Here is a 12,512-nt window from a genome sequence, read left to right as displayed (position 1 = left end):
ATTACAAAAGCCTTTTATAAAACCCAGGCTTCAATCATGAAAAAACAGGACAACCATGGTGAACCGGGCCTTGCTTCATTTGCATATATTACTATAAAGAGGAGCTGTCATGATATGAATCATTCTCTTCCTTCTTCCCATCAACCGGATTTACGATTCAGGACAATCAATCAAAAAGGACTTACCTTTGAAGATGTATTTCACCAAATTCTCTGGTTTATGAGCCAGGACCCTGGCGGAAAATATAGGCTTATGATCGGTTCTGATTCGCAGGTTCATGGAAACGAAACCGTTTTTGCCACTGTCATTGTGATTCACCGTAAAGGAAAAGGAGCATGGGCTTTTCTGCGAAAAATCCGCTATCCACGAAGATATGAAAATTTGTATGAAAAAATCTCTACTGAAACATCGCTTACAGAAGAAATCGCCAGCTTATTTACTGAAGAACATAAAATGCAGATGATTGATATCGTCCTGCCCTACATTTATAAAGGTTCGTCTTTCGCGATAGAAGGGCATATTGATATTGGATCGGAGCAACAAAATAAAACGAGGATCTTTATAAAAGAGATGGTTTCCAGAATGCAGTCTGCAGGGCTGGAGCCAAAGATTAAGCCGGACTCGATCGCCGCATACGGAGTGGCCAATCGGCATACAAAGTAAAGACTTTAGTTTAAGAAAGCGGAAGCACCCCCCCCTTTTTTGTCCTGCTTTTTATTCTTCCTTCCATCTCCTTTGCTTTTTCTTTTTTGTGCAGCCGCTTTTCTCCCACTTAAAAAACCTTTTTCACATAAGCAAAAAAACCCCTATCTAAGAATAGGGGCTTAAACCGTATTATTGTTTTGTAAATACTTTTTTGAGTACAGAAATGATAAAATCTACATCCTCATCCGTGCAGGACAGTGGCGGACTCAATGTCAGCACGTTATTGGACCCTTCTACCGTATCTCCGTTCTTGCCAATAATCAATCCTTCTTTTTTGCAGGCAGCGATCAGGCTGGCAACCCGCTCAGCTGATGCAGGCTCTTTTGTTTCTTTGTTTTCAACCATCTCAATCCCGAGCAAAAACCCGAGCCCGCGAATATCGCCGACGTGCGGATGTTCCTTCAGCTCCGCCAGTTCTGTTTGCAGGCGGGCGCCAAGAAGTTCAGAACGCTCCACCAAGTGCTCCCGCTCAATAATCTCCAGGTTTTTCAGTGCAACGGCGCAGGCAGCCGGATTGCCGCCGAACGTATTGATATGGCGGAAGTGGCTGTTTTCCGCACTATTTTTAAATGTTTCATAAATATCTTTTCGCACAGCCGTTACTGAAAGCGGCAAATAAGCACTCGTCAGCCCTTTCGCCATAGTGATGATATCCGGATTTATGCCGAAATGCTGGTGTCCAAAATATTTGCCGGTCCGGCCAAAGCCGCAGATCACTTCATCGATAATAAGCAGAATACCGTATTTACGGCAGATTTCCTGTACCTTTTCCATGTAAACCGGGTGCGGTGTTAAAATGCCTCCGCCTGTAATAAGCGGTTCCATAATAATACCTGCAATCGTTTCTTTCTGCTCCCAGATGATTTTTTGCTCAAATTCTTCTGCCCGCATGATATTATAGTCTTCAACAGACATCCCGGCTGGCCGGCGGTAAGAATCCGGCGGCGAAACATGCAAAAAGCCAGGTGCAAGCGGTTCATATTTAAATTTGCGAAGCGCCTGTCCTGTAGCGGACAGGGCACCCATTGAACTACCGTGATAAGCCCGGTGCCGTGATAAGAATTTAAACCGGGACGGCTCTCCATTTTGCTGATGAAACTGGCGGGCAAGCTTAAACGCTACTTCGTTTGCATCGGAACCGCTGTTGGAATAAAAAATCATATATCCTCCGTCCAGCAGCTCATTCAGCTTTTCGGCCAGTTCAATAGCCGGAACATGACTTTGTGTCATGGGTACATACGCCATTTCTACCATTTGGTCATATGCGGCTTTCGCCAGCTCTTCCCTGCCATAACCCACATTGACACACCAAAGCCCCGACATCCCATCTAAATAACGGTCCCCCTGGTGATCTGTAATCCAGGCACCTTGACCGCTTTGAATGACCATAGGCGGTTTTTCTTCAATATAAGGAGAAATATGATGCCAAACATTCGCCCGGTCTTTTTCAATCAGTGACGATACATCTGTTTTTGCTGTTTCCATGTTTATCGCTCCTTTATCTTGATACCGCCAGAAAAGTTCTTTTCCGTTCCATTTGACACATTGTCTCTTTGAAAAAAAACAGGTTGGCAGAAAATCTTACATAAATAGATGAATGCTGATTGAATTTCTGTCATAATTTAATTTACAAATTATTCGAATAATTTTCATGTGACATAGTGTAAAATGATCAACCTACTAAAGTGGACGCATTGGGGGTAGCCATATGAAAAAAATTGAATTGACGATCGATGAAATGTTAAAGCGGGAGACTTTTCGCGATGCCAAGCTTCTTGCCGGAGAAAAAGGGCTGCATCGTCCCATTAAATGGTCTCATATTTTAGAGGTAAAGGACTTTGATATGCTCATTAATGGCGGCGAGCTGATCTTAACAACAGGCATTAGCTTTCCCGACGACGTCCAGACACAGCTTACATATATAAGCAGGCTCGTTGCTAGAAAAGCAGCCGGCTTATGTATTGAATTTGGCTCTTCCATAACCAGTCTGCCGCCAGAAATATTAGCATTTGCTGATCAACAGCATTTCCCGATTATTGCTTTTGAGAAAACGGTTAAATTTGTTGATATCACCCATGATCTGCATACCATGATCATCAACCGGCATCAGCAGATGCTGTCTGACCTGGATCAATTATCGAGGCAGTTTATGAGCCTTTCCTTAGCACCAAATGGTATCTTTAAAATCCTGCAGGAGATGCATGGTTATTTTCAGCAGCCTGTTTTCTTTCTCTCTGAAGAAAGCAAATCTTTTTATTGCCCAGCTGATATGAAAGCCCAGGAATCCATTCTTCGATCAGTACTGTACAGCGAGCAGCCGGAGATTCTATCCGGCCGTCTTCTCACTGTAAATGGAACGGTCTTTGCGGTAAAACCTGTTCAAGTGTTTGAGCAGATTCGGGGATATCTTTGCCTGCAAATCAGCGATTCTTTTTATGATGATTTTTTCTTGCTTGTTCTTGATCGTGCTGGGCTGGCTGTTTCACAAATTTTGCTTCGCTCCCAAACACTTGAGGAACGAAAACAGCATGCAGAAGACGAACTTGTGCGCAGTCTTTTGCATGGGAAAGAAGTCCGGGCTGAACATTTAAGCACGTATGTATCTGCAGCGGTTCACCAGATGCATTATCGTGTATGCGTGATTCATTTGAATGCCAGTCAGTCAAATAAAATGGATTGGGAAGAATGGAAACTTCAGCAGACAATGCAAATCCGCTCTTTGTTTCAAAAGCATGGATGTATACCGGCTCTTTCTACAAGTAATCATGAAATTGCCGTGCTTGCTTTTTTTAGACCGTCTGAAACGGGCACTTATGATAAGTTCGGCCGCATTACAGCAACGATCGGCCAGATGAAAGACTTTATTTCTTCTACTGTCTGTATTGGTGTGAGCAGTGTTTTTACGCATCTTTCCAAAACGAAGGAAGCCTATGATGAAGCGAAAGAAAGCCTGGAACTGCAATTATCCGGCATTACAGTCAGCCCTTTTTATGAAAAGTTAGGTATTTATCGGATGCTTTTTGCTTTGCAGAAAAGCGGGCTGCTCGATCGGTATGTTCATGACTACCTCTTTCCCGTACTCGAATATGATGCTAAAACAAATTCCAGTCTACTGGAAACATTAGCAGTTTATTTAGAATGTGGCGGCTCTAAAAAAGAAGCGGCCCAAAAATTATTTATTGTCCGCCAGACTCTTTATCACCGGCTCTCCAAATTAGAATCGCTGCTCGGTGAGGATTTTATGAAACCTGTAAATCGGCTTGCTATAGAGGCAGCTGTACAAGCTTATAAGTGGCAGACCGGCCAAGTGCCTCAAAATCCCTCTTTCCAGCATGATGTACTGTAAAAAAACGCCCCAGACGAATGTCCAGGGCGTTTCTTCTTATATCAAGATGTAAGTTCTTGGTTTTTCTCTGGCTGCTCGGGATTTTTCTCAGCTACAGCCGGCCTACGAAAAAAGATATCTTTTATGCAGGCAGCGGCAATAAACAGCATGCCTGCGGCGCACCAGACAAACAAAAATCCGTAAAATAGTTTAAACACCTCAAGCGACATGTGATCCGTCTCCCCTCTTATATCTTCTGGATTTCATGCTCTGGCTCATACTCTTTCAACGGAGCAAAATCATACTGCTTTCTTGAAAACGGTAAACCGATTAAGATCACAAGAAATGGCAATGCAAGCGATAAGATGTTGCCGATAAACCAATTTAAATCCGGATTATCAATCATAAAGTACGCGGATAAGCCGCCGGCCAAACCGACCACCATTGAGCAAATGGCAATGGTGCTGTTTAACCTTTTTGACCAAAGGCCGATAATGAGTGAAGCGGTCGGTGCTGCAAATAAAATGCCGCTGAAAATGTCAATTTCTAAAAGAGACATGCCGTCTAAGAACATAGCGGCAATGCCGATAACAATACCGGCAGCAAACGTCACGAGACGGCCAAAGCGCATTTGTTTTCTTTCATCAGCTTTCTTATTGACATACCGCTTATAAAAGTCTAATGTCAGCATCGCCTGTACACCTGCGAGCCCATTTCCTCCAGTGGTTAATCCCGCCATAAAAATCATAATAACAAAGACGACCGCACCAACACTTCCAAGAAAATGCTCAAATATATAAGGCGCTACACCCGTTGATACGCCTAAATCTTCTGGGGTTAATTGAAGGAAATAAACGCTTCCGCCAATCACATTCCCAAAAATGATCGGAATAGGCAGCCAGGCAATAATCGTTCCAATCATATATGCCTAGAACAATCCTTTTGAGCTGGATGCAGCGGCGGCAGTGGAGTAATATCCCTGGCTCAGGACAACTTGTCCCATCGCAATTACAACAGCCGATAAGCCATAGCGCCACCCAGCCGGTCCAAAAAAGTTTAAAGCATCCGGATTATGCTGTGGATGATCAGTATTCGTTACCGCATCCAGCATGCCGTAATACATGTTTTCAAGTCCGACCGCTTTCACAATCAACGGCATCGTAATAAAGATTACAATCATAATCACAAAAAATTGAAATACGGAATTGTAAATAGAGCCTTTTAAACCAGCAATGGCAATAAAACCAGAAAATAAAATGGCGGATAAAAGAGCCACTACCTTGTAGTTTAAATGAAACGTATATTCAAATGCATACGCAATGCCGACCGCCTGCATGACACATACATACAAGACAAGAGCAATACCAAAGACTAAGTAAATATTTGCGAGCCGGCTGTCAAACCGTTCCCGAATAAATTCAATAAACGTCGTAGTCCGCGGCATAATGTTACGAAGCCGCAAAGCAATCGGAATAAAAATCATAAATGGGACAACCGCTCCCCACGCATAGTTAAAGCCTCCGTTTACACCGTACCATACACCTGCTTCTGCTGAAGCCATAATGGTGCCTGTCCAAATCCAGGCAACACATACACTAGCAGCCACCAGGCCAAACGGGACGCTGCGGCCGGCTGTAAGCATTTCATCTACACGCTTAGAGGACTCATTTCGGCTGATTATAAGAGAGATCAAAATAAGAATAAGCGTAAATCCCAAAATGATTCCGTATCCAGCTAAGGCACTATTCATTTATATCCTCTCCTTTCCCGCTGCTTCCGGTATATATAAATCCGGCCGGCGGTCTTTTAAATAGAAAAAAGAGGACCTGGCTTCTTCAATCTGGGCTAAATCCAATTCCGTTATATAAAGCTGCTCATCTCCAGAGCCTTTTACAAGCAGCTTCCCAAACGGGCTGGCAGCGGCGCTTTCACCAAAAAAGTGAGTCGTTTCCTCCACACCAATTCGATTGGTTGTCGCCACGAACACTTGATTCTCAGCAGCCCGGCTTTGAATGTAAATATTTTGAAAGTGTTCAAGCGGTTTCATATTAGCTGTTGGGGCTAAAATCATTTCTGCTCCTTTATCGGCCAGGCTTCGCGCTGTTTCTGGAAATTCTGTATCGTAGCAAATCATGACACCGATTGTACCAAATGTTGTTTTCCAAACTGGAAAAGCGCTTCCTGCGGAAAAATATTTATATTCTTCATCCCACAAATGGACTTTCTGATAGGTGCCTAACAGCGTACCTTTCTGGTCAATAATAGCCGCAGAATTAAACAACTGTCCGTCTTTTTTTTCTGGAAATCCCGCAATAACCATGATTCCATGCTCACGTGCTGACTGCCTTAACACTCCAATACTTCTGCCTTCTGCTTGTTCAGCAAGCTCTGCCGTTTTCTCACGCGTAAAATAACCGGTTGTCGCCATTTCGGGAAACAACACGATATCACATTCCTGCTCAGCTGCTTCTTTAATGAACTGGACCATTTTCTCCAAATTGGCTTCTTTGTCGTATAACACCGGCTGAAACTGAGCTAACGCAATCTTTACTTTCATGCAGCATCCCCCTTTTTTTCTTGCCTGTTTCCTTGCATTTATTGGCATTACAATAATCTTGAAGAATAATAACGGAAATATATCAAATATTCTGAAAAAAGTAACTAGACATAATGTCCATAACTAAACAAAGCAGAATAGACATTGTGAAAACGGGCAGGATAACCGAAGATTCCGTTTCTTACAGAGAAAATGGGCCCGGCTAAACCAGGCTGTGGTAAAAACGATTTTTTACATGTGGTCCGTTTATAATTGCTGATTTCAACAAAAGAAACACGCTTGAAAATAATGTAAAAATGCAAAGAAATGCTTCGCTTCTAAAATAAAGGTTTAGGGAGAATAAAACGAAGGAATTAGTACAGCATAAATTCCATACCACTACTCAAAAGAGAAAGGGACGAGTTCACTAATGGCACAAGTTCTTTATATTACAGCACATCCGCATGATGAATCCAACTCATTTAGTATGGCAGCGGGGCAGGCTTTTATTAACGCTTACCGGGAAGCAAACCAAGATGACGAAGTGACTCATCTTGATCTATACAAAGAAAACATTCCTCACATCGACAATGATGTTTTCAGCGGCTGGGGGAAACTCCAGGGAGGAAACGCATTTGATCAGTTATCCAGTGATGAGCAATCAAAAGTAGGCCGGCTGAATGAGTTGTCCGATCAGTTTGTGAAAGCTGATAAATATGTGTTCGTTACACCAATGTGGAACTTCTCGTTCCCTCCAGTGATGAAGGCCTATCTTGATTCCGTTTGTGTGGCGGGCAAAACATTTAAATACACAGAACAAGGGCCAGTTGGTTTAATGACTGATAAAAAAGCACTGCACATTCAGGCACGCGGTGGTATTTATTCAGAAGGACCAGCGGCTGATATGGAAATGGGCCACCGTTATATAAGCATTATTATGCAATTTTTCGGCGTCCCTTCTTTCGACGGGCTGTTTATCGAAGGCCACAACCAGTTCCCAGACCGGGCGCAGGAAATTAAAGAAGCAGGAATCCAGCAGGCAAAAGAGCTGGCAAAATCGTTTTAATAAATATAATGATAAAAAGCGGGAGCCAACAGGTTCCTGCTTTTTTATGATGAGGGGGGTCCACTTTCCCGATATCTTTTGGGCGTCAAACCCGTGTGCTTCTTAAATACTTTTGTAAAGTAGCTCTGGTCCGGAAAATGAAGCCATGAACAAATATCTGCAATCGTATAGCTCGACAGAAGAAGGAGGCTTTCCGCTTCTTCGATGCGTGCTTTTTGAATCCATTCGCTGATCGATGTTCCTGTTTCTTTTTTAAAGCAGGACGATAAGTAAGAAGGAGACAATTTTACATAGTCAGCCAGATCCTTCAAGCGGATTTCATCATAAACGTGCTGAAGAATATAATGCTGGCACCGGGAGATAACAAAAGAAACGGCATTTGTTTTCGCTTCCTTTACACGATCCGCAAAAGTGCCAAGAGCATCTTCTATCAGTTGCTGTACCTGCCTTACATCATGCAAATCTTCTAAACGCTGAATGTATAGATCACTGAGGGTATATGCCAGCTCTGAATCAAGCCCTCCATCCATCGCAGCTCTTGTTGCCATGGTGATCGAAGCAATCGCCAGGTTTTTCTGGCTGCGCACATAACTGGACTTGGATAAAACTCCATACTCTCCCCCATCTTCCGGACCTTCCTGTACAAGCTTAACCACTTCTTTCCTGACACCCTTTTTAATTGCATTCATCAGTTTTTTCTCATGAAATGGATCATGATGAAATGACAATGATTGCTTGCGCCGTGACACATGGGCAGCTGGATTTTCTACTGTAATCCCTATTTTCTTCTCGGCCACCTCCTCTTCCCGTCCATAAATCATAAAATACGCAATGCGGGCTGCCGACTTTAATTCTCTTTTTGTTAACACGGGCAGCTGACGGTAGTAGTCGGCAAGCTTTGTCTGATTAGCGGTGAGATCATTAGTCAGACCCCCAAGGCGCAGATCATTCATTTCTTCATACAGGCAGGGACCGCCTGCCAGAATCAGGGTGTCACTTGCTTTAAAGTAAAAGAAATTCTCTAAGTATGTCGTTGTATGCACATAAGGAAAATCAAGGATTTCAGGCGCTTCTGACAAAAAGCTGATAGGCGACGCAGCATATGGATGTGCCGGCAGCGGAGCTTGTTCAAAGACGATTTCATTACGGTGATTGACGATAAAAACAGGCAGGCCAAAAGCTTCCCACACAAGCCGGCAGACTGAAATAAGTTTTTCTATTTTTCTCACTCTTTCGTAAAAAAGAACTAAAAATCAAAAAAATCTACCATCATTATACCTTTTATTTTTCTATCATAAAAACAGAAAATGAAATGGAGGCGTTATGGCATGAAACAAAATGTAAACGCATTAATTGAGCAAATGACACTTGAAGAAAAAGCAGGTATGTGTTCAGGCCTTGATTTCTGGCATTTAAAAGGTGTTGAGCGGCTTGGCATTCCATCTATTATGGTAACGGATGGACCTCATGGACTTCGCAAACAAGATACAAGCGCTGATCACTTAGGTCTTTTTGACAGTGTTCCTGCTACATGCTTTCCTTCTGCAGCTGGTATCGCCAGCTCTTGGAATCGTTCTCTTATCGAAAAAGTCGGGGCTGCGCTTGGTGAAGAATGCCAGGCAGAAGACGTGAGCGTGCTACTCGGGCCTGGCGCTAACATTAAGCGTTCACCTCTTTGCGGACGAAACTTTGAATACTTTTCCGAGGACCCTTATCTGTCTTCGGAAATGGCAGCAAATCATATTAAAGGTGTGCAAAGCCAGGGAGTTGGCACTTCTTTAAAACACTTCGCTGTCAATAACCAGGAAAACCGCCGCATGTCAGTCGATGCGATTGTTGACGAGCGGACATTGCGTGAAATTTACCTGGCCAGCTTTGAAGAAGCCGTTAAGCAGGCACAGCCATGGACTGTGATGTGTTCTTACAATAAAGTAAACGGCGAATATGCATCTGAAAACAAACGGCTTCTTACGGATATTTTAAAAGATGAATGGGGATTTGAAGGCTTTGTGGTGTCTGACTGGGGTGCTGTGAACGAACGAGCGGATGGACTTCAAGCCGGCCTTGAGCTTGAAATGCCATCCAGCCACGGTGCCGGCGAAAAGAAAATTATTCAAGCGGTTCAAAATGGAGCTCTGTCTGAAGACATATTAAACCAGGCAGTCGAGCGTATTCTTAACATTATCTTTAAAGCGGTTGAGAACAAGAAAGAAAATGCTTCTTACGATAAAGAAGCCCACCACCAGCTTGCCCGCGAAGCGGCGTGCGAAAGTATGGTGCTGCTGAAAAACGAAGGGGCTCTCCTGCCTCTTGCAAAAGAAGCCAAACTCGCTGTTATCGGAGAATTTGCTCAAAAAGCACGCTACCAGGGCGGCGGCAGCTCTCATATTAAGCCAACGAAACTAGAAAGCATTTACGAGGAAATTCAAAAAGAAGCCGATGCTGTCTATGCCCGCGGCTACGATTTGATGAGTGACGATGTGGATGAAACACTTTTGGAAGAAGCGAAACGAGCGGCACAGAATGCAGAGACAGCTGTCCTGTTTGTCGGACTGCCGGATCGGTACGAATCGGAAGGATATGATCGTGAACATTTGAGTCTGCCGGCTAATCACATTGCCCTTATCCAAGCGGTTGCCTCTGTTCAAAAAAACGTGGTTGTTGTACTGAGCAACGGGGCTCCTGTTGAAATGCCATGGCTTGATCAGGCAGCAGCCGTCCTGGAAGGATATCTTGGCGGTCAGGCGCTTGGCGGTGCGATTGCAGATCTTTTATTTGGCTATGCAAGCCCAAGCGGCAAACTAGCTGAAACATTCCCGCAAAAGCTCAGCCATAACCCATCCCACTTGAATTTTCCAGGTGAGAGTGACAAAGTGGAATACAAGGAAGGATTGTTTGTCGGCTATCGTTATTATGATACAAAGCAAATCGAGCCTCTTTTCCCGTTTGGCTTCGGATTAAGCTATACAACATTCGAGTATGCTAATTTGACTGTCGATAAAAAACAGTTCACAGATGAAGAAATGGTAAATGTGTCCGTTACCGTCAAAAACACAGGCAGCGTTGCGGGCCAGGAAGTGGTGCAGCTGTATGTAAAAGATACAGAAAGCACCGTCATCCGTCCGGAAAAAGAACTAAAAGGCTTTGAAAAAGTATACTTGCAGCCTGGTGAAGAAACAACGGTCACGTTCTTACTCGGCAAACGTGCATTTGCTTACTATAATGTTGATTTAGAAGACTGGCACGTTGAAACAGGCGACTTTACGATCTTAATTGGCAAGTCCTCTGCCGACATCGTTCTAGAAGAATCGGTACATGTTACCTCAACTGTTCCTTTTGTAAAACGTGTACACCGCAATACGACTGTTGGTGATTTACTGGGTCACCCAGCAACAGAACCGCTTGCGAAAGTATTTGTAGAAAGAGCCACAGCCGGCGGACCATTTGCTCTATCAGAAGATAATCAGGATGACATGCTGACGGCTATGCTTAAATTCCTGCCGCTGCGGGCCATTCTTGCCTTTAATCCGAACACAGTCACTGAAGAAGAAATGTATGCTTTTATTGAAGAAGCGAATGCTTCTTTAGAAAAGGAACCTTTTGCGTTGAGCCATAAGAGTATGTAATTACGACAAAAACAGCACGCAGTCTTGCGTGCTGTTTTTGTATGAATTTTAAAAATCTTTTTTCAAACGATTAACTATTAATACTTATCAAAGTATTGTTGGATTTTCTTTGGATCATGTGTTTTTGTTAATGTAAGCATTAACAAAATACGGGCTTTTTGTGGGTTAAGAGAATCGGCAGAAACCAGGCCCTCAGTATCATCAGACGCTTTGTGAGTGACAACTCCACTTCCTACACGTGTAGAGCGGACGACCGTGACTCCAGCTTTACTTGCATCTTTGGCTGCAGCCATCGCTGTATTGGACATTGATCCATTACCGGATCCTGCGACAATAATTCCTTTACTTCCTGCTTCAACAGCGGCATCAAATAAATATCGGCCCTCATTTTGATGAGAGTACAAAATATCGACTTGTGGCAGTTTTTCAATCTTAGAGATATCAAAAGCTGTTTGTGTCGTATGTTTTTTTGTAATAGCGGAGCTGAAGTACGTACTTTCACCGGCAAATCCGCCTAAATATCCTTGTTCTACAGATTTAAACGTATCTAGTGCTGTCGTGTGGGTTTTGGTTATGTAACGGGCCGCGCCAATTCGATCATTGAATGCAACCATCACACCTTTTTTCTGTGCAGCCGGATTTGCCGCAAGTTTAACAGCGTTATATAGGTTCATTGGACCGTCTGCACTGATCGCAGTAGCCGGCCGCATCGCTCCGACAACTACCACTGGTTTTGTACTTTTCACCACAAGGTTAAGGAAATACGCCGTTTCTTCTAATGTATCCGTACCATGTGTAACCACAATTCCATCTACATCATCGGAAGCAAGCAGGGTATTAATTCGTTTGCCAAGCTTCAATAGGATTTCATTATTGATTTCTGAACTTCCTACATTCGCCACTTGTTCCCCACTGACATCTGCCAGCTTTTTCATTTCTGGCACTGCTTTAATTAATGTTTCAACGCCAAGCTCTCCCGCATTGTAATCCGTAGTATCCGTATTGCTGGCAGAAGATCCAGCGATCGTGCCGCCGGTAGCTAAAATCTTCACATTAGGCAAGTCCGTCTCTGTACTTTGTATGGCTGTTTTCGTAACAGAAGACGCCTGAGCGGAAGTCATCATTGAACCCGGCATTAACAAAAATGTAGTCGCTGCTGCTACTTTTAATGTTCTTTTCAATTTCATATTTTACTCTCTCCTTGTTCTCTTCAATTTCCATCTTGCATAACACGGCCCTTACAATCAACTGCCT

10 protein-coding genes are annotated in these 12,512 nt (G+C 43.5%); 4 read left to right on the top strand and 6 right to left on the bottom strand.

What is annotated here, in order from left to right; all coding sequences use genetic code 11:
- The first annotated feature begins 114 nt into the window (after positions 1-114).
- Positions 115-663, top strand: a complete 549-nt coding sequence (locus RG959_RS10680; RefSeq protein WP_342797098.1) for a ribonuclease H-like YkuK family protein — start codon at positions 115-117, stop codon at positions 661-663.
- A gap of 171 nt (positions 664-834) precedes the next feature.
- Here the strand turns inward: RG959_RS10680 and RG959_RS10675 are convergent, their stop codons facing one another.
- Entirely contained in the window at positions 835-2,190 is a 1,356-nt protein-coding gene (locus RG959_RS10675; RefSeq protein WP_342797097.1) for an aspartate aminotransferase family protein, read from the bottom strand.
- A 223-nt stretch (positions 2,191-2,413) separates the two neighbouring features.
- Between RG959_RS10675 and RG959_RS10670 the strand changes: the two genes are divergently transcribed.
- A complete protein-coding gene (locus tag RG959_RS10670; protein WP_342797096.1) occupies positions 2,414-4,051 on the top strand; it encodes a PucR family transcriptional regulator in 1,638 nt (545 codons plus the stop codon).
- Positions 4,052-4,277: 226 nt separating this feature from the next.
- Here RG959_RS10670 and RG959_RS10665 read toward each other — a convergent pair whose 3' ends face one another.
- From RG959_RS10665 to RG959_RS10655, 3 genes are read right to left on the bottom strand one after another with little or no spacing between them, the layout of a single operon-like run.
- Positions 4,278-4,952, bottom strand: coding sequence for an SLC5/6 family protein (locus RG959_RS10665; protein ID WP_342797095.1), 675 nt, complete (start codon positions 4,950-4,952; stop codon positions 4,278-4,280).
- A gap of 6 nt (positions 4,953-4,958) precedes the next feature.
- Positions 4,959-5,780, bottom strand: coding sequence for a sodium:solute symporter family transporter (locus RG959_RS10660; protein ID WP_342797094.1), 822 nt, complete (start codon positions 5,778-5,780; stop codon positions 4,959-4,961).
- Positions 5,781-6,587 carry a carbon-nitrogen hydrolase family protein gene (locus tag RG959_RS10655; RefSeq protein ID WP_342797093.1) on the bottom strand — a complete coding sequence of 269 codons (807 nt, stop codon included), beginning with the start codon at positions 6,585-6,587 and terminating at the stop codon, positions 5,781-5,783.
- A gap of 409 nt (positions 6,588-6,996) precedes the next feature.
- On the opposite strand from RG959_RS10655, the gene RG959_RS10650 reads away from it, so the two are divergent.
- Entirely contained in the window at positions 6,997-7,632 is a 636-nt protein-coding gene (locus RG959_RS10650; RefSeq protein WP_342797092.1) for an FMN-dependent NADH-azoreductase, read from the top strand.
- Between the two features lie 44 nt (positions 7,633-7,676).
- Here the strand turns inward: RG959_RS10650 and RG959_RS10645 are convergent, their stop codons facing one another.
- Positions 7,677-8,861 (bottom strand): AraC family transcriptional regulator, encoded by a 1,185-nt coding sequence (locus RG959_RS10645; RefSeq protein ID WP_342797091.1) that lies wholly within the window; start codon positions 8,859-8,861, stop codon positions 7,677-7,679.
- 99 nt (positions 8,862-8,960) lie between these two features.
- On the opposite strand from RG959_RS10645, the gene RG959_RS10640 reads away from it, so the two are divergent.
- A complete protein-coding gene (locus RG959_RS10640; protein WP_342797090.1) occupies positions 8,961-11,258 on the top strand; it encodes a glycoside hydrolase family 3 C-terminal domain-containing protein in 2,298 nt (765 codons plus the stop codon).
- Positions 11,259-11,335: 77 nt separating this feature from the next.
- On the opposite strand, the gene RG959_RS10635 is transcribed toward RG959_RS10640, so the two are convergent.
- Positions 11,336-12,445 carry a type II asparaginase gene (locus tag RG959_RS10635; protein ID WP_342797089.1) on the bottom strand — a complete coding sequence of 370 codons (1,110 nt, stop codon included), beginning with the start codon at positions 12,443-12,445 and terminating at the stop codon, positions 11,336-11,338.
- Positions 12,446-12,512 lie beyond the last annotated feature (67 nt).

It is taken from the genome of Domibacillus sp. 8LH, assembly GCF_038806185.1.
Lineage (GTDB): Bacteria > Bacillota > Bacilli > Bacillales > Domibacillaceae > Domibacillus > Domibacillus indicus_A.
This window is presented reverse-complemented; position numbering and strand designations above follow the sequence as displayed.

Coding starts and splice junctions, on each gene's coding strand:
- RG959_RS10670 (WP_342797096.1), top strand. CDS start 2,414: ATGAAAAAAATTGAATTGACGATCGATGAAATGTTAAAGCGGGAGACT.
- RG959_RS10665 (WP_342797095.1), bottom strand. CDS start 4,952: ATGATTGGAACGATTATTGCCTGGCTGCCTATTCCGATCATTTTTGGG.
- RG959_RS10650 (WP_342797092.1), top strand. CDS start 6,997: ATGGCACAAGTTCTTTATATTACAGCACATCCGCATGATGAATCCAAC.
- RG959_RS10675 (WP_342797097.1), bottom strand. CDS start 2,190: ATGGAAACAGCAAAAACAGATGTATCGTCACTGATTGAAAAAGACCGG.
- RG959_RS10660 (WP_342797094.1), bottom strand. CDS start 5,780: ATGAATAGTGCCTTAGCTGGATACGGAATCATTTTGGGATTTACGCTT.
- RG959_RS10655 (WP_342797093.1), bottom strand. CDS start 6,587: ATGAAAGTAAAGATTGCGTTAGCTCAGTTTCAGCCGGTGTTATACGAC.
- RG959_RS10635 (WP_342797089.1), bottom strand. CDS start 12,445: ATGAAATTGAAAAGAACATTAAAAGTAGCAGCAGCGACTACATTTTTG.
- RG959_RS10680 (WP_342797098.1), top strand. CDS start 115: ATGAATCATTCTCTTCCTTCTTCCCATCAACCGGATTTACGATTCAGG.
- RG959_RS10640 (WP_342797090.1), top strand. CDS start 8,961: ATGAAACAAAATGTAAACGCATTAATTGAGCAAATGACACTTGAAGAA.